This is a genomic window from Streptomyces sp. NPDC020958 (assembly GCF_055562175.1).
The window spans coordinates 335,478-357,577 of the sequence record NZ_JBVHFU010000003.1; the positions used below are offsets into that span (position 1 = coordinate 335,478).

Genomic DNA, 22,100 nt, shown 5'->3' on the forward strand with positions numbered 1-22,100 from the left:
GCAACCGACTTCTGGTTCAGGCGACGTAAGGACAGGCGATGAACGAGCGGGTTGCTCCTCAGGCGTTCCCTCCCATGCAGGCCCTGCCCGACGGCGAGGCGGAGCTCTCCCTCGTCGTGCGGCTTCCCTGGGAGGACGTGGCGCGCCTCGGTCAGGAGGCCGGGCGGCTGGCGGCGCAGATGCAGCGGCCGGTGACGCTGGACGAGGCGGTGAGCAACCGGCTGCGCTCGACCCGGCCCGCGGCGGCACACGCCCGTCCCGGGGCCGAGCAGCAGGCTGCCGCCGCGGCTGCGCCGGGAGGGGCCGGGGTCACTTCTCTGCCGCGGATCAGCGGGACGGCTTGACCGTTGTCGCGGGCCCCTGCGAGGCGCTCACCTTGGCCGCCGCTTTTCGGGCCGCCACCAGTACCGGGTCCCACACCGGTGAGAACGGCGGGGCGTAGCCCAGGTCCAGGGCCGTCATCTGTTCCACCGTCATGTTGGCGGTCAGGGCGACCGCCGCGATGTCGACCCGCTTGCCCGCGCCCTCCCTTCCGACGATCTGGACGCCCAGCAGGCGGCCCGTGCGGCGTTCCGCGAGCATCTTGACGGTCATGGGGCTCGCGCCGGGGTAGTAGCCGGCGCGGCTCGTGGACTCGATGGTGACCGTCTCGAACCGCAGGCCCACCCGCAGGGCGTCCTTCTCGCGCAGGCCGGTGCGGGCGATCTCCAGGTCGCAGACCTTGCTCACCGCCGTGCCGACGACACCCGGGAACGTGGCGTACCCCCCGCCCACGTTCGTGCCGATGACCTGCCCGTGCTTGTTGGCGTGGGTGCCCAGCGGGACGTACTGCTCCTGGCCCGAGACCAGGTTGAGCACCTCCACGCAGTCCCCGCCCGCCCAGATGTCCTCATGGCCGCGCACCCGCATCGCGAGGTCGGTCAGCAGTCCCCCGTGACGGCCCAGCGGCAGGCCCGCCGCCTCGGCGAGACGCGTCTCGGGGCGGACGCCGATGCCGAGGACCACCACGTCCGCCGGGTACTCGGCGTCCTCCGTGGCCACCGCGCGCACCCTGCCGTCCTCGCCGGTGAGCAGTCCGGTGACCTCCGTGTCGTCGACCATGGTGATGCCCAGGCCCTCCATGGCCTTGTGCACCAGGCGGCCCATGTCCGGGTCGAGCGTGGACATGGGCTCGCTGCCCCGGTTGACGACCGTGACCTCGTACCCGCGGTTGATCAGCGCCTCGGCCATCTCCACCCCGATGTAACCGGCGCCCACGACCACCGCGCGCCGGCCACGCGTGCGTCCCAGCGTGTCCAGCAGGGCCTGGCCGTCGTCGAGGGTCTGCACACCGTGCACGCCCGGAGCGTCCGCACCCGGCATGTCCGGGCGGATCGGGCGCGCCCCGGTCCCGATGACGAGCTTGTCGTACGACGTCCAGGACTCGGCGCCGGAATCGACGGCACGGGTGCGTACCCGCTTCCCGGCCACGTCGATCTCCGTGACCTCGGTACGCATCCGCAGGTCGATGTCGCGCGCGCGGTGCTCGGCGGGGGACCGGGCGATCAGCTGGTCCCGCTGGGCCACGTCACCGCCGACCCAGTACGGGATGCCGCACGCCGAGTAGGAGCTGAAGTGGCCGCGTTCGAAGGCCACGATCTCCAACTCGTCAGGTCCCCGCAGCCGACGCGCCTGGGACGCCGCGGACATGCCGGCGGCGTCACCGCCGATCACGACCAGTCGTTCCCGCCCACTGTCCATGCTCATGCGAACACGCTACGGGGCGCGGGCACCTCGGGTTCGCTCAGGTGTCGCTGCCGGGCCGGGCGGTCGTACCGCGGCGGCGCACCACCTTCCACCACAGCAGCGCCACGAGGGCCGCCAGGGCCGCGAACGGCAGGGCCGCGCCCAGCGCCAGGGCGATCCAGCGCAGCATGGTCACGAAGACGTGCCACCCCCCGGCCAGGGCGTCCACGAAGCCGGGCGAGTCGTCCCCGGCGGCACGGTGGGCCGGCGTCCGGGTGAGCGACAGCGTGATCGTGGCCAGGCTCGTGCGGTCCTTCAAGGACGCCTGCTGGGCGAGCAGCGCCTCCAGATCGGCCTCGCGGCTGCTCAACTCCCCTTCCAGGGTGACCACGTCACCGATCTTGTCCGCGCGGTCCATCAGCTCGCGGACCCGTGCGACGCTGGCCCGCTGCGACCTGATCCGGCTCTCCACGTCCACCACCCGGCCGGTGACGTCCTGCGCCTTCGCGGTGCGGTCGAGCAGCTTGCCGGCGCCCTGGAGGTCGCCGAGCACCTCGTCGTAGCGCTCGGTGGGCACTCGCAGGACCACGCGGGTGCGCTCGTGCCCCGCGGGGTCCCGGCTCGTGGTCTCCTCGCCGACGTAGCCGCCGGCGCTCTCGGCGGTGCCGCGGGCCGCGTCGAGGGCCTTGGGCACGTCCTTGACCTGCACGGTCAGGGAGGCGGTGCGGATGATGTCGTCGGCGGTGAGGTCGGGCGTGGTCCGGGCGGCACCCTTGCCGCCGCCGTCCTCGGCGCCGGCGGACCCCGCCGCCTGCCGGGCCACGCTGCCCGTGTCGGCCTTGGCGCCGCCGGCGGAGGCGTCGGTGCCGCCCGCGCCGCAGCCGGTGAGGACGAGGGCGGCGGCGAACAGGACGCCGGCGAGGGCGGGTCGTACGGGACGGCGCATGGTTCCCCCTGGGGGTCGTGACGACTGACGCCCCTTCGACGCCGGGGCGGGGCGGAACGTTGGGCGGGCACGGTCCCGTTGTGGTCACGGTCGGGACGCGGGCGGGTCACCGGGCCGGGGCGGGGCTGTCGGCGGGGTCTGAGAGAGTGGGGCCATGAGCGCAACGGGTACGGGCACGGGGCATGTCGTCGTCATCGGAGCCGGGATCGCCGGGCTGGCCGCCGCCCACCGGCTGCTGGCGCGCGGCGCGCGGGTGACCGTGCTGGAGGCGTCCGGGAGAGTCGGCGGCAAGCTGCTGCCCGGCGAGATCGCGGGGGTGCGCGTCGACCTGGGCGCCGAGTCGATGCTGGCCCGCCGGCCCGAGGCGGTCGCCCTCGCGCGCGAGGTGGGCCTCGCCGAGCGGCTCCAGCCGCCGGCCACCGCCACCGCCTCGATCTGGACCAGGGGCGCCCTGCGCCCCATGCCCAAGGGCCACGTCATGGGCGTCCCCGGCACCGCCGCCGCGCTGTCCGGGGTGCTCTCCGAGGAGGGCCTCGCCCGTATCGAGCGCGACGCCGACCTGCCCCGCACCGAGGTCGGCGACGACGTGGCGGTGGGGGAGTACGTGGCGGCGCGGCTGGGCCGTGAGGTGGTCGACCGGCTGGTCGAGCCGCTGCTCGGCGGGGTCTACGCGGGCGACGCCTACCGCATCTCGCTGCGTTCGGCGGTCCCGCAGCTCTACCAGGCCGCGAGGACCCACGACTCGCTGACCCTGGCCGTCCGCGAGATCCAGGCGAAGGCGGCCGCGAACCAGCAGACGGGCCCGGTGTTCATGGGTATCGAGGGCGGCGTGGGCACCCTCCCGCTCACGGTCGCCGACTCGGTCCGGGCGCGGGGCGGGGAGATCCTCACCGGGACACCCGTGACGGAGCTGCGGCGGGTGGCACCCCGGGGGACAGGTGAGACGGAGGGCCCGGCCGTCGGCGGCCCGCAGCCGACGGGCCCGGCGGACGCGCACGGCGTCTGGCGGGTCGTCGCCGGGGACCGGGTGCTGTACGCCGACGCGGTCGTCGTGGCCGTTCCCGCCCCGGCCGCCGCCGCCCTGCTGCGCGCCGAGGCGCCCGCCGCCGCGGCCGAGCTGGCCGCCGTCGAGTACGCCTCCATGGCCCTGATCACCCTGGCCTACCGCCGCGCCGACGCCGAGCTGCCCGCAGGCAGCGGGTTCCTCGTCCCGCCCGTCGACGGTCGCACCATCAAGGCGTCCACCTTCGCCTCCCACAAGTGGGGCTGGCTCGCCGACGAGGACCCGGACGTCGTCGTCCTGCGCACCTCGGTCGGCCGGTACGGCGAGACGGCCGTCCTCGACCGCGACGACGCCGACCTGGTCGCCGTCTCCCGGCACGACCTGCGCGAGGCCACCGGCCTGGACGCCACTCCGCTGAAGACCCGCGTCACCCGGTGGACCGGCGGCCTGCCCCAGTACCCCGTCGGCCACCACGCGCGCGTGGCCCGGATCCGCGAGCACGTCGCCCGGCTGCCGGCGCTCGCGGTGTGCGGCGCGCAGTACGACGGGGTCGGCATCCCCGCCTGCATCGCGAGTGCCTACGCGGCCGTCGACCAGCTGGCGGGCGACCTGCGCGGGGTGGAGGCGCTGACGGCCGCCCCGGTGCAGAGTCTGCACGGCGGAGCGGGAGAATAGGGACCATGAGTGACGACGCCCCCACCACCGAGTCCGGCAGGATCCCGAACAAGGGCAAGCTGGCCAAGGACCTGAACGAGGTCATCCGCTACACCCTGTGGTCCGTCTTCAAGCTGAAGGACGTGCTGCCGGAGGACCGGGCCGGCTTCGCCGAGGAGGTCCAGGAGCTGTTCGACCAGCTCGCCGCCAAGGACGTGACCGTCCGCGGCACCTACGACGTGTCCGGCCTGCGCGCCGACGCCGACCTGATGATCTGGTGGCACGCCGAGACCAGCGACCAGCTCCAGGAGGCGTACAACCTCTTCCGCCGCACCCGGCTCGGCCGCGCCCTGGAGCCGGTCTGGTCGAACATGGCGCTGCACCGCCCCGCCGAGTTCAACCGCTCGCACATCCCGGCCTTCCTCGCCGACGAGACGCCCCGCAACTACGTCAGCGTGTACCCGTTCGTGCGCTCCTACGACTGGTACCTGCTGCCTGACGAGGACCGCCGCCGGATGCTCGCCGACCACGGCAAGATGGCCCGCGGCTACCCGGACGTGCGCGCCAACACGGTCGCCTCGTTCTCCCTCGGCGACTACGAGTGGCTGCTGGCCTTCGAGGCCGACGAGCTGTACCGCATCGTCGACCTCATGCGTCACCTGCGCGGCTCCGAGGCCCGCCGGCACGTCCGCGAGGAGGTCCCGTTCTACACGGGCCGCCGCAAGGACATCGCGGACCTGGTCGCGGGCCTGGCCTGAGGCCGCTCGCGGCTCAGTGCCGGCCGGCCTTGCCCTTCAGGGAGTCCCGCAGGGTCTTCCCCCCGGCCTGGCCGGCCGGCACCGCCGGCCTCGGCTCCGGGTGCCCGGCGCAGGACGCGCGCCGCTGCGGGAGCCGGCCTTCCAGCAGGTAGGCCTCCAGGTAGCCGTTGACGCACTTGTTGGGTCCGCCGCCGATGCCGTGCGTGCCCGCGTCCCGCTCGGTCACGAGCACCGAGTCGGCGAGCCGCCGGTTCATCTCCAGCGCACCCGCGTACGGCGTGGCCGCGTCCCGCTCGGCCTGCAGGATCAGCGTCGGGGGCAGCTCGCCGGGGCCCGTGCGGACGTCGAGGGCCCGCTGCCGGGGCACCGGCCAGTAGGCGCACGGCAGGTTCATGAAGGCGTTGTCCCAGGTCTCGAACGGCGCCACCCGCGCGAGCCTGGTGTTGTCCCGGTTCCAGGTCTTCCACTTCGCCGGCCAGGGCGCGTCGTTGCACTCGACGGCCGTGTAGACCGCGTTGCCGTTCTCCGCCGCGGCGGCCGAGCCCGGTGGCGGCGCGGCCAGCCGGATCAACGGCTTCGCGTCCCCCTTCAGGTACTTCGACAGTGCCAGGGCGCGGCTCGGCCAGTAGTCGTCGTAGTACCCGGCCGACAGGAACGCGCCCTGCAACTGCGCCGGGCCCACCTTCCCGCCGGCGGCCCTCGCCGCCAGCCGCCTGCTCGCCCGGTCGTAGCTCGCCTGCACCTTTGCGGGTGTGTCGCCGAGCCCGTACACGTCGTCGTGCCGGGCGATCCACTCCCGGTAGTCCGCCCAGCGGCTCTCGAACGCGGCCGACTGCTGCAGGTTGTTCCGGTACCAGATCTGCGCCGGGTCCGGGTCCACCGCCGAGTCCAGCACCATCCGCCGTACGTGCGAGGGGAACAGGGTCGCGTACAGCGCGCCGAAGTAGGTGCCGTACGAGGCGCCCATGAACGTCAGCCGGTGCTCGCCGAGCGCGGCGCGCAGCACGTCCAGGTCACGGGCGTTGTTGAGGGAGGTGTAGTGGCGCAGTTTGTTCCCGGACCGCTTCAGGCAGCCCTTGGCGTACGCCTGCGCCTCCTTGATCCGCGCCTTCTTGTACGCCTCGGAGGGGTGCGTCGGCGACTGCGAGGGAGCCTTGAAGAAGTGCCTGGGGTCCACACAGGACAGCGGTGCCGAACGGTCCACACCCCGCGGGGCGTAGCCGACCAGGTCGTAGGCGGCGGCGATGCGCTTCCACTCGGGCAGCACGCCGACCATCGGGAAGCCCATGCCGGAGGCGCCGGGGCCGCCCGGGTCGTAGACCAGGGCGCCCTGCCTCGGCACCCTGCGCTTGCTGTTGTGCGGGTCCTTGTGGGTGGCCCGGACCCGGCTGACGGTCAGCTTGATCCGTTTGCCGTCCGGGTGCGCGTAGTCCAGCGGGACGCTCAGCGTGCCGCACTGGAAGGTGTCGGGGAACTCCAGGTCGGCCGCGCACCGGCCGAAGCCGATGCCTTCCGTGCGCGCGCGTGCGGCGGCCACCGCGGTACCCCGCAGTTCGGCCGCCGCCGTGCCCGGGACGCGATCGGCGCTCCCGGCCGGGGCGGCGGCCAGGGTGGTCAGGAGCAGTGACCCGGCTGCCGAGTACAGGACGGGGGCTCTCATGGCGTATCCCTTCGGTGCACGGCTGCCGGTGGCGTGGCGGCATGGGCACCGCGGCGTCTGCTCGACAGCAATAAAAGGGATATTTCGACCGGTCGGCGGGGAAGGCAAGCACCATCGGGCGGTGTCGGCGCCAATGCCCCCTATGCGCCCCCGCTCACTCCCGAGGCGGCTGGTCCCGGTGTGCGAAGGCCGCACGCAGCTCCGGTTCGCCGATCGCGCGGACGCCCCGGACGGCGACGGAGGCCAGCAGCGACCGGTCGTCGGCGGTGCGGCCCGCCCGCAGGCGCAGCCCGCCGAGCAGCCGCTGCCCGGCCGGGGAGGCCCAGCGCGAGTACGGATGCACCTCGACCCGGGCGATGGCCAGGCAGCTCAGGGTCAGGGTGAGGGGCAGCGCGAACCAGACGGCGACCAGGTCGCGCGGCATCCCGGTGGGGGTGGGCAGGGCGAGGGCGGCCATGCCGAGGCCGAGCACGGCCAGCGCGGCGGCCCGGACCTGCCGGACCCCGGACGCGACCGTCGTCCGCGCCGCCGCCTCGGGCACCGCGAGCCCCGCCCGTACCAGTTCCTCGCCGAGGCTGCGCACGGCGTCCGCGTCGGCCGCGGCCGAGCGCACCGGCGCTATCCGGGACTGCCCCTCGGGTCCGATGGCGCCTATCACCGACCGCTCCATCTCGTCGCGCCCCCGCGGGTCCACGACGGTCGCCCAGCCGGTGTGCGCGAGCAGCAGCCGCCGTTCCCGGGCCATCGACACCAACGCCAGGTCGGCGACCCGCGCGGGTCCTCCGGACAGGAACGCGGCCTCGTAGAGCGTCAGGTCGTGTTCCCGGCCCGCGTCCGCGTCGGCGGCCGCCGTCCGTACGGCGGCCAGGCACAGCCGGGTGCAGGCGGTGCCGGTGACGGCCCAGGCCAGGAGCAGGAGGAGGACCCAGAACATGACATGTTTCTATGCCAGGGTCCTCGGAATCGCCATGCCCTGTTCACATTCCGGACCGAGTGTTGTGGGTATGTGACGTTCCGTTTGCCGCGCAGGTCAGGGGCTGTCGGAGGCCGGCGGCGGGCTGGTGGTGGCCGGGGGCAGGGTGTACGGCGAGGACGGCGACGGTGCCGGGGACAGCGCCGGGGACGGTACGACCGGGATCGCGTCGCTCGGCGCGAAGACCTGCGGGGAGGCGGCGGGGGAGGGGGTGACCGCCAACTGCCGCGCCAGCGCGGCGAAGTCGACGTACCCGGTCGCCTCCAGGACCTTGATGTGGTCCAGCACGGTGGTGTTGGCGTCGTCGGCGAGCGCGCGGACCAGGGTGTTCTGGGTACCGGCGCGGACCTGGGCGACGACGGAGAACACCCGGCCGTGGGCCAGCCGCACCAGGTTCGCGAACTGCCGGTCGAAGTCCTGGCCGTGGGCGCCGGTGAGGGTGGCGAGCCACTGCTGCTGCTGGTCGTTCGGCTGGTTCGGAAGCGGTACGCCGAGCTGGGCGGCGACACCGCGGACACGGGCGTCGAGGGCGGCGTGCCCCGCCACGAGGTGCTGCCCGGCCGTGCGGACGGCCGCCGTCGTGCCCTTCTGCTCCGCCATCTCGCCGGCGGGCAGCTCCCAGAGTCCGGCCAGCCGCACCTTCACGATGAAGTCCCGGTCCAGCTCGGACAGCGGACCGTACCGGGTCGGCACGGTCTTCGCGCTGAGCACGGTCACCGCGCCGGTCGGGTCCGCACGGTCGGCGTACGACCAGACCGGGAAGACCAGCGCGGCGATGGTCGCCGCGAGACCGGTGACGATCAGCCCGGTACCGCTGAATATGCCTCGCCCCTGGACGGGGGGCCGGGGACGCGCTCGCATGGTGCCTCCTGCACCGCACGGGGGTGGCTCCACTGTGCGGGCTAGGCATATTACCGAGGGGGCGTCCGGGGGCGCGTCGGCGGTGTTCGGGCGCGGGCCGTGGGGGCTGGTCGCGCAGTTCCTCCCCCAGCGCCCCTTCAGGGCGCGCCGCACAGCCGTGTCCTCGACGCCACCCGGCGGGCGCCGGTGAGCGCGGTTCCCGCGCCCGGCCCCGGCCCACCCGCACGGCTCACGCCCTGCGCAGCAGCCCCGTCCGGCGGGGTGCCGGGCCCGCACGGTGCTGCCACCACGCCCGCAACCGCCTGCGGGACGCCCTGTCCCCCGGCCCGCCCTCCCGCAGCAGCTGCCCCGCGAAGTCCAGGGCGTCCCGCCGGTACCCCCCTGTCATCGGCCGCTCCTGTGCGTAGGCCAGGAACGCCGCCCGGTACCCCTCGCCGAGGATCTCCGGCAGCTCCGGCGCCACCTTCGCCACCACGTCCGCCCGCTTCCCGGCCAGCGCCCGCGCCTGCACCCCCATCCGCACCCGGTCGAACCCCTCCGGCACCGGCGTCCCCGCGACCAGCGAGGACAGGACCGCGGCCTGGGCGAGGCCGACCCGCTGCCGGGTGGCGTCGGGGACGGCGGCCACGGGCCTCACCTCGCCGGTGCGGACGTCGGCGGCGGCCACCGCCCCGCCCGCCGCCACGGCCGCCCGGATCGCCGACAGCTCGCCCTCCAGTTCGGCCGGTTCCGGGAAGTTCTCGTCGCGCTCCAGCAGGACCCCCGGCGGCGCGACCCGGGACGCGAGGTCGGTCAGGATGTCCAGGACCGCCGGGGGCACCGGGTGGGCGTGGCTGTCGTGCCAGACGCCGTCCCGTTCGAAGCCGCCCGCGACGTGGACGTAGGCGATCGCCTCGACGGGGAGTTCGGAGAGGGCCTTGGCCGGGTCCTCCCCGCGGTTGACGCGGTTGGTGTGCAGGTTGGCCACGTCGATCAGCAGCCGTACCCCGGTCCGGTCGGCGAGCTCGTACAGGAACTGCCCCTCGGTCATCTCCTCGCCCGGCCACGCGATGAGCGCGGCGATGTTCTCGACGGCGAGCGGCACGGGCAGCGCGTCCTGCGCGATGCGGACGTTCTCGCAGAGCACGTCGAGTGCGTCCCGGGTGCGCGGGACCGGGAGGAGGTGGCCCGCCTCGAGGGACGGGGACGCGGTGCGCGGGCCGCCCGCGCGGACGAACGCGATGTGTTCGGTGACCAGCGGGGAGGCCAGCGCCTCGGCCCGCTCGGCGAGCGCCCTGAGCCGCCCCTCGTCGGGCCGGTCGACGCCGCCGAGGCCCAGCGAGACGCCGTGCGGGACGACGGTCACCCCTCGCTCGCGCAGCCGCAGCAGCGGCTCGGGGAGGTGCCCCGGGCAGGTGTTCTCGGCCACGACCTCGACCCAGTCGACGCCCGGCATCCGCGCCACGGCGTCCGCGATCTCCGGCCGCCAGCCGATGCCCGTGCCCAGCCGTGCCACGGTCATGGTCGTCCCCCTCCTGCTCCGAGTGACGGGGATATGGCCCCGGAGCGCGCCCGCGAACCTCGTTGCCTGCCGCTTCAGAGCAACATTTGAGGTTCGCCGGTCGCGCTCCGGGGAGTCGAGGGGCTACTGGCCGACCCCGCCCACCGGGTCCTCCGGGTCGGGGCGCCCGGTGTTCACCGTGCCCGGCGCGCCGGGCGAGGGCTTGGACGTGGTCCCTACGTTCCCGCTGGCCCGCGCGGCCGGCGCGGAGGGCACCGGCACCCCCGGTGCGGGTACGGCGGGGCCGGTGGGGCTGGCCGTGGTCGCGTTGGCGACGTCGTTCGCGTTGGCCTCGAAGTCGACCTTGCCGGTCTTCTCCAGGATCGTGATGTGGTCGAGGACGGTCTGGTTGGTGTCGGAGGCCAGCTGCCGCACCAGACTGTTGCGGGTGGTGTTCCGCACGGTCCCGATCGCCGGGAAGATCTTGCCGTGCGCGGCCCGCAGCAGGTTCACGAACTTGTACTCGTACTCCTCACCGGTCGCCGCCGACATCTCCTGGAGCCAGCCCTGCTGCTGTTCGTTGGGCACGTTCGGCAGCTCGACGCCGAGCTTGGCGGCGACGATCCGCACCCGTCTGTCCAGGTCGGTGTGGCCGACGATCAGGTGGTCACCGGCCTCCCGGATCGCCGGGCTGGGCGCCCGCTCGACGGCCTGCTGGCCGGCCGGCAGCTCCCACAGCCCGGCCAGCCGGACCCGCACGATCAGGTCGCGGTCGGCGGCCGTGAGCGGACCCCACTCCGTGTTGACGGTCCCCGCCGCCACGTTGGCCTGCCCGGTGCCGGTCCGGTCGCCGTACGACCACACGGGGTACACGAGCGCGCCGACGGTTCCGGCGAGTGCCGCCAGAATGAGGGCCGTTCCGTTCGAACGCCGCAAGGATTCCTCCCCGTGTCGCTGGTTCAGTGCCAGGACGTACGGTCGGGTCCGCGACGGTGTTCAAACAAACGGCAAAGTTTGTCAGGGGAGTTAAAAATTCCCAGCTCAGCGTAGTGCCGGATGGTCCGCGACCACCGTGCAACTGCCCGGCGCGATCTCGGTGAACCCGGCGTCCCGCACCAACGGCAGCCCGCTCGCGGTCAGTTCGCGCCACTCGGCCGGCTCGGCGGTCCGCACGGCGAGCGGGAGACCGGCGTCCCGCCAGGCCCGCCGCTCCTCCTCGGGCAGTGCCCACCAGGCCAGTTGGGCACCGTGCCCGGCCTGCGCCATCGCCTTCCCGGCCGACATCTCCAGCTCCGGGTTCAGCCACAGCACGGGCGCGGACCGGTCGGCGCCGGCGGGCGGCTCGGGGTCCTCCAGTTCGGTGCCGGACACCTGCAACTTCGCCAGGTCCTTGGGCCATCCGTCCAGGGGGACCGGCGGGAACACCCGTACCTCGGCGGACTTCCCGGTCAGGGTGATCCCGGGCAGCCCCTCGGCACGCCGCCACTCGGCTCCCCGGGCCCGCCGCACGACCTTGCGGATCCGGGCGTCCTCCCAGTCCCGGACGGCCTGCGCCCACTCCCCGTCCCCGAGGGCACGCTCGTCGCTCAGCAGGGTCAGCACGGCCCTGGCGGCCGTCTCCAGGGCGTCGGTACGGCCGGGAGGAGCCGACTTCTCCAGCCGTACGACAAGGGGCAGGACGAACTGGGGTGCCTCGTCCCGGCTGTCGGCCGGGACCTGGAAAGGAGCGCTCACCGCACCAACCCTACGGGGCGCCCACCGCCCCCGGTCCCGCCGTTCACCCCGAACAGGCGGTCCGCTGCGCCTCCTGCCACTCGCACCGGGGGCACAGCGTGACCCCCTTGTACGACTCCGGGTGCTCGGTCGGCTCCTGGCACAGCACACACTCGGCGTACGGCGGCCCGTCGGCCTTCGGCGGCCGCGCGGTCCCGGTGATGGTGCAGTAGTCGCCGTCGTCGCTCATGCCTCCAGCGTAGACAGCGCCGCGCCATCACCCGCTCTTTGCGCCAGCAACGGCCTGGACGTGTGGCCGCTCCGGCGTGGGCGGGCCGCGTCATCGGCGAAGCCCCTGCGGTAGGCCGTCACTCCTAGTGAAGCGTGGGGGTGCGCAAGGAATATGCGCCCCCTGTGCGCGGGGCGTGCGCCGGGTGATGGACCTGGTGTGATGCAGAACACTTTCGGGAAACGTACGGCTGTTCGCCTCCCTCTTCGGTCGGGTCGGGCCTGGTCAGAAGGACACCGACGGTGACTAGCAGTGCTTGTTGAAAATTGCAGCACACCCCCGACCGCCCCCTCCGGTGATTTTCCCGAGGTGTGCATGAGTGATCAGCCGCATGAACCACTTAGGTAGGTCTCAGGCCCAACGGGCCGTCGGCGCGCACGAGTTGCGCCGGTCCCAGCCGACCCTCAATGGAGAGGAAAAGCCTGCCCATGTGCCGTGCCGCCGGGAGGCCTGCGTGAGTCACGACGACGCCCCAGAGGGCGCTCCGGACGCCGAGCCGCGTTCCGGACTGTCTCAGTCCATGTTCCTGCCGCTGGACCTGCCGCTGGACTTCGAGGCCTTCTACCTCGGGCACCAGGAGCCGTTCCACGCCTACGCGGAAGTCCACTTCGGGACCCGCGAGGTGGCCGAAGAGGTCATACACGAGGTGTTCCTCCAGATCCACGCGGGCTGGACGGAACTGCTGAGCTCGGGCTCGCTGGAGCAGGGCGCCTGGGCGATCATGCGGCGGGCCGTGCACGACCGCCTCGACCGCGAGGGCCGCGCGCCGGCGTTCGTCATCAACGGGCCCATAGCCCAGGCGCTGGCCCCGGCGCTCGCCACGGCCCGGGAGAAGCTACAGAAAATGGAGTCGACCAGCGGCCTGTACGAGGCGATCGCGGAACTGCCCAACCGCCAGTTCGAGGTGATCGTGCTGCGCTACATCCTCGGCTACCCCACCGCCAAGGTCGCCTGGTACGTCGGCATCGACGAACGCACCGTCGGCCACCACCTGCGCCGGGGCAAGGAACGCCTGCGCGTCAAACTCGGCCTGCCCGACGAACGGAAAAGGCCCCACCCGAAGGGGGAACGACCGTGACCACCACACTCGAGGCCCTGCTGAACGAGGTCCGGCTGCCCGCCACAGCCCCACGGCGGTTCGACGTCGCCGCAGGCCTTCGCCGGCTCGCCACCGACGCCCGCCGGCGCACCCCGACCACAGACATCGCCCGCGCCGCGCAAGCCGGCCAGCGCCTGGGCGTGGTGTGCCGGTGGGTGCTCAACGAACCAGCCGTCGCCGACCACGTCGCCAAGATCGCCGAAGGCCCCGACCGCGGACCGCTGACGGAGGAACACCTGGACGTCGACGGCGCCCTCGCCTTCGCCTGCCTGCTCTACCTCACCCGCCACCCCGAGTCGGCCCAGTTCTGGTGGCAGCTCGCGGCCGGCGCCGGCAGTCGCGCCGCCGCCTACTGCCTGCACCTGCACCACCTGGCCCTCGGTGAATCCAAGCGGGCCCAGCACTGGTTCCACCAGCTCACCCACTCCATGGCCGACACCGCACCGCCCGACGCCGCGTTCCTCGAAGGGCTCGAACTGTTCGCCCGCTATGTCCGCACCAACGGCTCCACCGCCCTGGCCCCCACCTGCCGCCTCGAGCACGAAGTCGACCGGCTCGCCGCACGTACTCCCGGCCGCTCCGTCATCGTCGCCCGGCCCGACCGCCAACTGGTCGACCGGCTGCAGGAGTTCGCCGCCGACCGCTGAACCAGGCCGACAGGCACCGGCCGGGTGGACTCCCCGCCACGACGCCATACGAAAGGGACGCCTTCCATGCACCTCAGCCCCCGCCCACACCTGTGCGAACTCGACCTCGTCGGTGTGGTGGTCTTCCTGCCGTGTCCCAACCCCTGCTGTGTTCCGCCCCGGCAGATCACGGCGACGCACCCTGTGATCTCTGTTCGCAGGGCGAGCGATACGGAAGCGCTCCAGCAGGCCGCCCGCCCCCACGGTGCCAAGGCGATGGGGCTTCCTCGCCCGTGACCCCCTTCTTTTCAAGGACGGTCACCGGTGACCGGGCGTCTGCCCGATCAGCTCGGACACCTTCACGAACCGGAAGCCCCGCTTGCGCAGCTCGGGCACGACGTCGCGCACCACCTGCTCGGTGGTGGGGGCGGCGCTGCGGGTGCAGTGCATGACGACCACGGAACCCGGCTTCACACCGTCCAGCACCTGCTTCGTGACCGCGTCCGCGTCCGTCGCGAACGCGTCCCCGCTCACCACGTCCCACTGCACGGCGGTGACCCCGAGCCGGCCGACCGCGCGCAGCGCCTGCCGGTCGTAACAGCCGCCGGGGAAACGGAAGTACGGCATCGGGTGCGGCACGCCCGCCTTGACCAGCGCCGCGTAGGCGCGCTGCACGTCCGACGTCATCCCGTCGGCGGGGACGGTCGGCAGGCCGTAGCAGTCACCGGTGAACGCGTAGTGGCTGTAGGAGTGGTTGGCCACCTCGAACCGGGGGTCGCGGCCGAGGGAGCGGGCCTGGTCCGGGTACTGCTCGGCCCAGCGGCCGGTCATGAAGACGGTGGCCGGCACCCTCAGCCGGCGCAGGGTCGCGATCAGCGCCGGATTGTCGAAGTGCTCGCCCGCCGCGGCCCGCGGCCCCTCGTCGGCGGTCATGTCGGCGTCGAAGGTGAGGGCGACGGTCTTCCCCAGGGTGCGGGGGCCGTTCGTGAACACGGGGGCCGCGCCGCCCGCGCCCGCGGGGAGGGTGGGCGGCTTGGCGGCGGGAGCGGGCTTCGCGGGGGCCGGGTGTCCGGCCGGTGGTGCCTGGGCAGAGCCACAGGCGGCGAGGGCGGCTCCCAGGGCGCAGACGGCGGTCGTACCGGCAATACGGCGTACTAGTCTGATCACCCTACGAACCTAGGGCGGAATGTCCGATTTTCTCGGTCGGCGCGGCGCCGGATCACCCGGGCGGCGGCCGTCCGGCACAGCAGGGGTCAGGGTGCGTTCAGCAGCCGCTCCCGGCACGCCGCCACGTCGAAGTCCGGCTTCGGGTACCGCGGCGGGTCGAGCACCTCCAGATGCTCCAGGAGGAGCCGGCCGATCGCCCAGTTGCGGTACCACTTGTGGTCGGCCGGGACCGGATACCACGGCGTGGCCGCCGTCGAGCAGCGCTCCAGCGCGATCTCGTACGCCTTCTGGTACGCCGGCCACAGCGCGCGGTCCTCGATGTCGCCGGAGCCCTCGATCTCGGAGCTCGGGGCCAGCTCCCGGACCCGGGCGACCAGGACGTCCTCGTAGTGCGAGCGGTCGAAGACGCCGATCTCGCCGGGTTCGGGCAGCGCCTTGCGGATCCGCCGGAGGAAGTCGTGGCCGCGTTCCTCCCCGGTGGGGGCCTTGAAGCCGCGGACGCGGCAGCCCGCCGGGTTGAAGTGGCGGACGACGTGTTTGACCGTGCCGCCCTTGCCGCTGGTGTCCATGCCCTGGAGCGCCAGCAGGACCCGCCGCCGGTCGCCTGCCGTGGCCGCCGCGTGCGGCCGCTCCTGGAGGCCGGCCAGCCGCTTGCCCAGCGCGTCGGCCGCCGCGTGCCCCGCGCTCCTGCCGCCGGGGCCGCCGGGGCCGCCGGGGCCGCCGGGCGTCGCGTCGGCCGGGTGGGCGAGCAACTCCGGACGCTCGCCCACCGGGAGCCGGAGCAGGTCACGCAGGGTGCCGTTCCTGTCGTCGTTCCGGTGCGTCGAGTCCGTCGAGTGTTTCGGACGCTTCGGGTCGTCCGGGTGGTTCCTCGCCACGGGAGCGCCTTTCGATCGGCGGGTCGGGGCGGCCCGGGTACCCCGACGCGGCGAACCCGGACGGGGCGGCGCCGTTCGGCGCCGGCTGCTGGGCCCTCTCCAGGAACCGCAGCAGCTCCACCGGGAAGGGCAGCACCAGGGTGGAGTTCTTCTCGGCGGCCACCGCCACGATCGTCTGCAACAGGCGCAGCTGCAGGGCCGACGGGGTGCCGGCCATCTGCTCGGCCGCCTCGGCCAGCTTCCTCGACGCCTGGAGTTCCGCGTCCGCGTTGATGATCCGGGCGCGGCGCTCCCGGTCGGCCTCGGCCTGCCGGGCCATCGAGCGCTTCATGGCGTCCGGCAGTGACACGTCCTTGATCTCGACCCGGTCCACCTGCACCCCCCAGCCCACGGCCGGGCTGTCGATCATCAGCTCCAGGCCCTGGTTGAGCTTCTCCCGGTTGGAGAGCAGATCGTCCAGGTCGCTCTTGCCGATGATGGACCGCAGCGAGGTCTGGGCCATCTGCGAGACGGCGAACTTGTAGTCCTCGACCTTGACCAGCGCGCTCACCGCGTCGACCACCCGGAAGTAGACGACCGCGTCCACGCGCACGGTGACGTTGTCGCGGGTGATGCCCTCCTGGGCGGGGACCGGCAGCGTCACGATCTGCATGTTGACCTTGTACAGCCGGTCCACGACCGGGATCACCAGGTTGAAGCCGGGCTCCCGTACCTCACCGGAGACCCGGCCCAGCCGGAACAGCACACCCCGCTCGTACTGCTTGACGACCCGCGCGCCGGCGACCAGGTAGAGCGCGCCGACGCACAGCGCCGTCACCACCGCGACCAGCAGCTCCTGAACCATCACGGCCCCCAGGGAGAGAGGTCCGATATGTCTGATGCTGTAACGATATGCCCGGCGGGTGGCTCGGGGCCACGGCCGCCGGGAACGGGTCCGGGCCGGGGGTGCCGAGGGGCGTCGGCACCCCCGGCCCGGGGGTGGCCACCGGTTCAGGCGGCCGTGACCTTGACGGGTTCGGCGGTCACGCGCACCGGTTCCGTGCCGGCGTCGCTGTGCCGCTCGGCCCAGCTCTCCAGCGCGGTCCGGCAGGCGTGGTCGAGGTGGTGCAGCCCCGACAGGTCCACCCGGATCGGGCGGTCCTGCGGCAGCGCCTCCAGGCTGTCGAGGATCTTCGGCAGCCGCAGGAAGGTCGCGTTGCCCGACAGGTGGGCGTCGATGGGTCCGGCGCCCTTGTCGACCACCTCCAGCTTGAGGTGCGACGCCTCCCAGGCGGTCTTCACGATCGACAGCGCCAGACCGATCAGCACGCCCTCGAACATGCTGACCGCGACGATCGACACCGCCGTGACCACCAGGATCAGCGCCTCGCCCCGGTGCTCGCGCCAGAGCGCGGCCAGTGAGCGCACGGGGATCAGCTTGGCGCCCGAGTAGACCAGGATCCCGGCCAGTGCCGGGATCGGGATGTAGGCCAGGGCGCCGGGCAGCAGCGCCGCGAACAGCAGCAGCCAGACGCCGTGCAGCACCCGGGACGCCTTGGTGCGGGCGCCCGCCTGGACGTTGGCCGCGCTGCGCACGATCACCGCGGTCATCGGCAGCGCGCCGAGCACCCCGCACAGCGCGTTGCCCGCGCCCTGGGCGACCAGTTCCCGGTCGTACTGGGTCCGGGGACCGTCGTGCAGCCGGTCCACGGCCGCCGCGCTGAACAGCGACTCGGCCGACGCGATCAGGGTGAACGCGACGATCGTGCCGATCACCCCGGGGCCCGCCAGTTCGCCGAAGGCGCTCAGCGGCGGCGGCTGGACGGAATCCAGCAGCCCCTGCACCTCGACGGTGGCGACCGGCAGGCCGAGGAGGAGCGCCGCCAGGGTGGCGAGGCCGACGGCGGCCAGCGGTCCGGGGACCGTACGCACCGCCGCCGGCGCGTGCTTCCACAGGACGAGGACCGCCACGGTGCCCGCGTAGAGGGCGAGCGAGGCCAGCGCCCCGCCGTCCCCGAGGGCGTCCAGGAACGCCTCGGGCAGCCCGGCAATCTTGCCGAGGCCCGAGTCGGGTGCCTTGGCGGCGAGCGCCGGGTACAGCTGTCCGGCGATCAGCACCAGGCCGATACCGGCCAGCATGCCCTCGACGACCGAGAGGGAGATGGCCCGGAAGTAGCGCCCCAGCCCGAGGACCCCCATGGCGATCTGGAGGACCCCGGTGACCAGCACGATCACACCGAGCACCGGCAGCCCGAACTCCTGCACCGCCTCGAAGACGAGCACGGTCATACCGGCGGCCGGCCCCGACACCTGAAGGCTGCTGCCCCGCAGCATCCCGGTGACGACACCGCCCACGATGCCGGTGACCAGGCCCAGTTCGGCCGGGACGCCGGAGGCCACGGCCACGCCCACGCACAGCGGGAGCGCGACCAGGAAGACGACGAGGGAGGCGGCGAAGTCCTGGCGTATGTAAGGGAACTTGGTCATCGCGGCGCTCACAGGGCCTCGAACGTGTCGGTCCCGGCGCGGTGTTCGAGCACGGCACCGGTGTGGACCTCGTAGTACCAGCCGCGCAGGGTCAGTGCGCCCTCCGTCAGCTTCCGGTCGATGAACGGGTACGACCGCAGCCGCAGCAGCTGGGCGAGCACGTGGTTCTGCACGCCCTCGGCGACGGCCGGGTCCTCGGCCGCCCCGCTCGGCCGCGGCTCGGCGCTGGCCAGCCAGTCCCGGACGGCGGGTACGGCGGTCAGGTCGTCGCCGCGCACCAGCGCGCCGACGGCGCCGCAGTGCGAGTGCCCGCAGACGACGATGTCGCGGACGCCGAGCACCTCCACGGCGTACTCGATGGTGGCCGCCTCGCTGGTGGGGTGCTCCGAGGCGTACGGCGGGACGATGTTGCCCGCGGTGCGCAGCTCGAAGAGCTCGCCCGGGCGGGCGCCGGTGATCAGGGCCGGGACGACCCGGGAGTCGGAGCAGGTGATGAACAGCACCTGTGGGGACTGGCCAGCCGCGAGCTGGGCGAACTCCTCAGGGCGCTGTCCGAACGTACGGGCGTTGTCGATGAGGGGCTGCATGGTGTGTGGACTCCTCCTGGCGCGCCGGAACGGCGCGTCGGGCTTGCACGACGGTTGTGGGGGGGGTGAGCCGAGACGGAACCCGCCTCTCAGCAGCGGAAGACCTGGAGCGTGGCCGGTGAGTGGGCTCTGGAGGCTCTGGACGCGCGTCGGTGCTCGGCCGAGGGGGCCGTCGAGGCGCGTATGGCCTCGGTGTGCCGGGGGGCGGCCTGACGGTCGTCGGCCCAGCCGGCGGTGGTGGTGCGGTGGCGGTCGGCACTCTGCGGGGGACCGGGCGGCTCGCCGCACAGTCCGGGGTCACGGAGGGTGCCCGACCCTTCGCGCACCGCCTTCGCCGGGGGATGGGATCCGGGCTGGGCCTTGGCCTCGACGTGACTGAGTGTGTGCGCGGTTGCGAAGGTTGCCGTGGGGGCGAAGAACTGGACGGCGAGCAGGGCGGCGGCCAGGAGCGAGATCACGGTCCGGGCCGTCGTACCTCGGAACATGGGCCCCCTTCGCGGCAGTTCACACCTCTTGTGTGCACCAAGCACAGGTCAACGGTTGGTCAAGAAACACGTTAACCCAGCGGAGCCGTTTGCTGGGTTAACTCCGTGTTGCGTGCCGAAGACAGCGTGAAAAGCGCCGGTGGCGTGGCCTGATCAGGCTCTTGACACCAGTCCCTTGGCGTCCCGGGCGAGCGCGGTGAGCCGGGATATCGCGCGGAAGTACTTCTTGCGGTAACCGCCGTTCAGCATCTCCTCGCTGAACAGCCTGTCGAAGGGCAGCCCGGAGGCCAGGACCGGGACCTCGCGGTCGTAGAGCCGGTCCGCGAGGACCACGAGCCGCAGCGCGGTCGACTGGTCCGGCACCGGCCGCACGTCGGTCAGGCAGACCGCCGTGAGGCCGTCGGTCAGCGCGCCGTACCGGCTGGGGTGCACCTTGGCCAGGTGGTCGAGCAGGTGCGGGAAGTCGTCGAGGGACGCGCCCGGCGTGGCGTACGCGGCCTTGGTCACCTGCTCGTCGGAGTACGGCGCCGGCGCCTCGGGCAGGCCCCGGTGGCGGTAGTCCTCGCCGTCGATGCGCAGCGTGCGGAAGTGGGCGGACAGGCCCTGGATCTCGCGCAGGAAGTCCACGGCCGCGAACCTGCCCTCGCCGAGCTTGCCCGGCAGGGTGTTGGAGGTGGCCGCGAGCGCGACCCCGGCCTCGACGAGCCGTGCGAGCAGGCTCGACACCAGGACCGTGTCGCCGGGGTCGTCCAGCTCGAACTCGTCGATGCACAGCAGGCGGTGGCCGGACAGGGTCGCCACGGTCTGCTGGAAGCCGAGGGCGCCCACCAGGTTGGTCAGCTCCACGAAGGTGCCGAACGCCTTCAGCGCGGGCTCCGCCGGGGTGGCGTGCCACAGGGAGGCGAGCAGGTGGGTCTTGCCGACGCCGTAGCCGCCGTCGAGGTAGACCCCGCGGGGCCCGGCGGGCGCCTTCGCCGCCCTGGCCTTCCCGAGGCCGAGGAAGCCGCGCCTGCCGCCGCCGGCCGCGTGCGCCCCGCCGAGACCGGCCGCGAAGCCTTCGAGGACGCGCACGGCCTCGGTCTGGCTCGGCTGGTTCGGGTCCGGGAGGTAGGTGGCGAAGCGGACCGAGTCGAAGCGGGGCGGCGGCACCATCTCGGCGACCAGCCGGTCCGCGGGGACGTGCGGCGCGCGGGCGCACAGCGACAGCGGCCCCGCATCGGCTATGGGGCTGGCCTCGGAAGCGGCGGGAGAAGACGACACGGTCACCCATGCTAGTTGCCGTGCCACACTGCACGGCATGCGACGCCTGTTCCCTGTGACCGAAGAGACAGCAGCCCAGGCCTCCGGCGGCACGGCCGGAGGGCAGCGCGAGGGGGAGTGGAGTCTCGCCGAGCTGGCCCTCGCCTATGCCTACCCCGAGTCCGCCGGACGCCAGGCGTGGCTGCGGGCCAACATGGTGTCCACCCTCGACGGGGCGGGCCAGCACGACGGACGGTCGCAGCCCATCTCCGGCGCGGCCGACATGCGGATCTTCGGCACCCTGCGAGGGCTCGCGGATGTCGTGGTGGTGGGTGCGGAAACGGTACGGCAGGAGGAGTACCGGCCGGTACGCGCGCGTGCGGAGTTCGCGGGGGCCCGCGCCGCGGCCGGGCAGTCGGAGGCGGCCGCGGTCGCGGTGGTCACCGCGAGCCTCGACCTCGACTTCTCGCTCCCGCTGTTCACCTCGCCCCTCGTGCCCACGCTGATCCTGACCGGCGCGGCGGCCGCCCCCGACCGGGTGGTCACCGCGGAGAAGGCCGGTGCCAGGGTGGTGACCGCGGGCGACGGCATGGGCGTCGACCCGGCCCGCGCGGTGCGCGCCCTCGCCGACCTCGGCCACACCAGGCTGCTCACCGAGGGCGGCCCCCGGCTGCTGGGCCAGTTCATCGCCGCGGGGGTCCTCGACGAGCTGTGCCTGACGGTCTCGCCCATGCTCACGGCGGGCGGGGCGCAGCGGATCGCGGGAGGACCCGGCGTCGCCGTCCCGCATCGCTTCGAACTGGTGTCCCTGCTGGAGGAGGCCGGATTCCTGTTCGGCCGGTACCGCCGGTCCTGACACCACCGGAATATTCCGTTCCGCTTAGCTTTCGGCAGGCACACTGAATCCGGCAGTACCCCTGCGATCACGGGGCAGGATGGTTTCCGCAGGGGGTTGCTCGGCCCCACGCAGGACAGAGGGTCGGAACAGCCCTCCAAGGAGAAGAGGCGCCAGGTGTTCACAAGCGTTCTGATGATCGAGAAGGCCCTGACGTCAGCCGACGTGGAGTTCGTCACCACCTTGCACGGGGACGAGCAGGTCGCCTTCCACGTGCTGCTCCAGCCGCGCGGCGACCAGGCGGACCGCCTGCTGCGGGCCATCGACGACATCGCGCTCGGCGAACTCGACGAGGCCGCCCGTGAGCGGGAGACCCCGGAGGGGGACGCGGCGAAGGGGCCTGCCGAGCAGGCGCTGGCCGTGTCGCTGACGGCCCTGCGGGCGGCCGGGAGCACGGCGGAGGGGCGGATGGTCGAGGACCATCCGCTGGACGCGCTGCGCAAGCTGGTGGAAGAGGTGGGTGCCGACGAGGTGATCGTGCTGACCGATCCGCACTACGTGGAGGAGTTCTTCCACAGAGACTGGGCGTCGCGGGCCCGGCACAAGGTGGGGGTGCCGGTGCTGAAGCTGTTCTCGCACAGCAAGGCGTAGGGGTT

Annotated in this window: 23 protein-coding genes; 7 read left to right on the forward strand and 16 right to left on the reverse strand. The window is 73.2% G+C overall.

The window, feature by feature from the left end:
- Positions 1–38 precede the first annotated feature (38 nt).
- The gene (locus tag ACZ3KP_RS11740) at positions 39–344 is read left to right on the forward strand and encodes a hypothetical protein (protein ID WP_358976037.1); all 306 of its coding nucleotides are present in this window, start codon (positions 39–41) and stop codon (positions 342–344) included.
- Here ACZ3KP_RS11740 and ACZ3KP_RS11745 read toward each other — a convergent pair.
- Positions 328–1,746, reverse strand: coding sequence for an FAD-dependent oxidoreductase (locus ACZ3KP_RS11745; protein WP_467498542.1), 1,419 nt, complete (start codon positions 1,744–1,746; stop codon positions 328–330). The genes ACZ3KP_RS11740 and ACZ3KP_RS11745 overlap by 17 nt on opposite strands.
- A gap of 37 nt (positions 1,747–1,783) precedes the next feature.
- Positions 1,784–2,671, reverse strand: coding sequence for a DUF4349 domain-containing protein (locus ACZ3KP_RS11750; RefSeq protein ID WP_467498544.1), 888 nt, complete (start codon positions 2,669–2,671; stop codon positions 1,784–1,786).
- 154 nt (positions 2,672–2,825) lie between these two features.
- On the opposite strand from ACZ3KP_RS11750, the gene hemG reads away from it, so the two are divergent.
- The gene (hemG, locus tag ACZ3KP_RS11755; protein WP_467498546.1) at positions 2,826–4,349 is read left to right on the forward strand and encodes a protoporphyrinogen oxidase; all 1,524 of its coding nucleotides are present in this window, start codon (positions 2,826–2,828) and stop codon (positions 4,347–4,349) included.
- Positions 4,350–4,354: 5 nt separating this feature from the next.
- Complete coding sequence (hemQ, locus tag ACZ3KP_RS11760; RefSeq protein ID WP_132890127.1) at positions 4,355–5,086, forward strand: hydrogen peroxide-dependent heme synthase; 732 nt, start codon at positions 4,355–4,357, stop codon at positions 5,084–5,086.
- A gap of 13 nt (positions 5,087–5,099) precedes the next feature.
- On the opposite strand, the gene ACZ3KP_RS11765 is transcribed toward hemQ, so the two are convergent.
- The 7 genes from ACZ3KP_RS11765 to ACZ3KP_RS11795 form a co-directional block, all read right to left on the reverse strand.
- Entirely contained in the window at positions 5,100–6,746 is a 1,647-nt protein-coding gene (locus ACZ3KP_RS11765) for an alpha/beta hydrolase (protein WP_467498548.1), read from the reverse strand.
- Between the two features lie 154 nt (positions 6,747–6,900).
- On the reverse strand, positions 6,901–7,680 hold the full coding sequence (locus tag ACZ3KP_RS11770) for a TIGR04222 domain-containing membrane protein (protein WP_467498550.1): 780 nt from the start codon (positions 7,678–7,680) through the stop codon (positions 6,901–6,903).
- A 96-nt stretch (positions 7,681–7,776) separates the two neighbouring features.
- A complete protein-coding gene (locus tag ACZ3KP_RS11775) occupies positions 7,777–8,580 on the reverse strand; it encodes a DUF4142 domain-containing protein (RefSeq protein ID WP_467498552.1) in 804 nt (267 codons plus the stop codon).
- A gap of 229 nt (positions 8,581–8,809) precedes the next feature.
- Complete coding sequence (locus ACZ3KP_RS11780; protein WP_467498554.1) at positions 8,810–10,081, reverse strand: MbnB/TglH/ChrH family RiPP precursor modification enzyme; 1,272 nt, start codon at positions 10,079–10,081, stop codon at positions 8,810–8,812.
- 123 nt (positions 10,082–10,204) lie between these two features.
- The gene (locus tag ACZ3KP_RS11785; protein WP_467498556.1) at positions 10,205–10,996 is read right to left on the reverse strand and encodes a DUF4142 domain-containing protein; all 792 of its coding nucleotides are present in this window, start codon (positions 10,994–10,996) and stop codon (positions 10,205–10,207) included.
- Between the two features lie 105 nt (positions 10,997–11,101).
- Positions 11,102–11,794 (reverse strand): peptidyl-tRNA hydrolase, encoded by a 693-nt coding sequence (locus ACZ3KP_RS11790; protein ID WP_358976057.1) that lies wholly within the window; start codon positions 11,792–11,794, stop codon positions 11,102–11,104.
- Between the two features lie 43 nt (positions 11,795–11,837).
- Entirely contained in the window at positions 11,838–12,023 is a 186-nt protein-coding gene (locus ACZ3KP_RS11795) for a hypothetical protein (protein WP_467498558.1), read from the reverse strand.
- 493 nt (positions 12,024–12,516) lie between these two features.
- Between ACZ3KP_RS11795 and ACZ3KP_RS11800 the strand changes: the two genes are divergently transcribed.
- Positions 12,517–13,140, forward strand: coding sequence for an RNA polymerase sigma factor (locus tag ACZ3KP_RS11800; RefSeq protein ID WP_366889169.1), 624 nt, complete (start codon positions 12,517–12,519; stop codon positions 13,138–13,140).
- Positions 13,137–13,808, forward strand: coding sequence for a hypothetical protein (locus tag ACZ3KP_RS11805; RefSeq protein ID WP_467498560.1), 672 nt, complete (start codon positions 13,137–13,139; stop codon positions 13,806–13,808). Before ACZ3KP_RS11800 ends, ACZ3KP_RS11805 begins: the two co-directional genes overlap by 4 nt.
- A gap of 297 nt (positions 13,809–14,105) precedes the next feature.
- Here ACZ3KP_RS11805 and ACZ3KP_RS11810 read toward each other — a convergent pair whose 3' ends face one another.
- The 7 genes from ACZ3KP_RS11810 to zapE all read right to left on the reverse strand — a co-directional run bounded on the left by ACZ3KP_RS11810 (position 14,106) and on the right by zapE (position 20,630).
- On the reverse strand, positions 14,106–14,954 hold the full coding sequence (locus ACZ3KP_RS11810; RefSeq protein WP_467498562.1) for a polysaccharide deacetylase family protein: 849 nt from the start codon (positions 14,952–14,954) through the stop codon (positions 14,106–14,108).
- 86 nt (positions 14,955–15,040) lie between these two features.
- Positions 15,041–15,748 carry a polyphosphate kinase 2 family protein gene (locus ACZ3KP_RS11815; RefSeq protein WP_467499237.1) on the reverse strand — a complete coding sequence of 236 codons (708 nt, stop codon included), beginning with the start codon at positions 15,746–15,748 and terminating at the stop codon, positions 15,041–15,043.
- Complete coding sequence (locus ACZ3KP_RS11820; protein ID WP_467499239.1) at positions 15,741–16,676, reverse strand: slipin family protein; 936 nt, start codon at positions 16,674–16,676, stop codon at positions 15,741–15,743. Before ACZ3KP_RS11820 ends, ACZ3KP_RS11815 begins: the two co-directional genes overlap by 8 nt.
- A gap of 146 nt (positions 16,677–16,822) precedes the next feature.
- Positions 16,823–18,298: a SulP family inorganic anion transporter gene (locus tag ACZ3KP_RS11825; protein WP_467498564.1), complete on the reverse strand. Its 1,476-nt coding sequence runs from the start codon at positions 18,296–18,298 to the stop codon at positions 16,823–16,825.
- A gap of 8 nt (positions 18,299–18,306) precedes the next feature.
- Positions 18,307–18,885: a carbonic anhydrase gene (locus ACZ3KP_RS11830; RefSeq protein ID WP_467498566.1), complete on the reverse strand. Its 579-nt coding sequence runs from the start codon at positions 18,883–18,885 to the stop codon at positions 18,307–18,309.
- Between the two features lie 89 nt (positions 18,886–18,974).
- Positions 18,975–19,370, reverse strand: coding sequence for a hypothetical protein (locus ACZ3KP_RS11835; protein ID WP_467498568.1), 396 nt, complete (start codon positions 19,368–19,370; stop codon positions 18,975–18,977).
- Positions 19,371–19,523: 153 nt separating this feature from the next.
- Positions 19,524–20,630 (reverse strand): cell division protein ZapE, encoded by a 1,107-nt coding sequence (gene zapE, locus ACZ3KP_RS11840; RefSeq protein ID WP_467498570.1) that lies wholly within the window; start codon positions 20,628–20,630, stop codon positions 19,524–19,526.
- Between the two features lie 37 nt (positions 20,631–20,667).
- Between zapE and ACZ3KP_RS11845 the strand changes: the two genes are divergently transcribed.
- Both ACZ3KP_RS11845 and ACZ3KP_RS11850 read left to right on the forward strand, forming a co-directional pair.
- Complete coding sequence (locus ACZ3KP_RS11845; RefSeq protein ID WP_467498572.1) at positions 20,668–21,465, forward strand: pyrimidine reductase family protein; 798 nt, start codon at positions 20,668–20,670, stop codon at positions 21,463–21,465.
- Positions 21,466–21,639: 174 nt separating this feature from the next.
- A complete protein-coding gene (locus tag ACZ3KP_RS11850) occupies positions 21,640–22,095 on the forward strand; it encodes an indole-3-glycerol phosphate synthase (RefSeq protein ID WP_366889189.1) in 456 nt (151 codons plus the stop codon).
- The last annotated feature ends 5 nt before the right edge of the window (positions 22,096–22,100 follow it).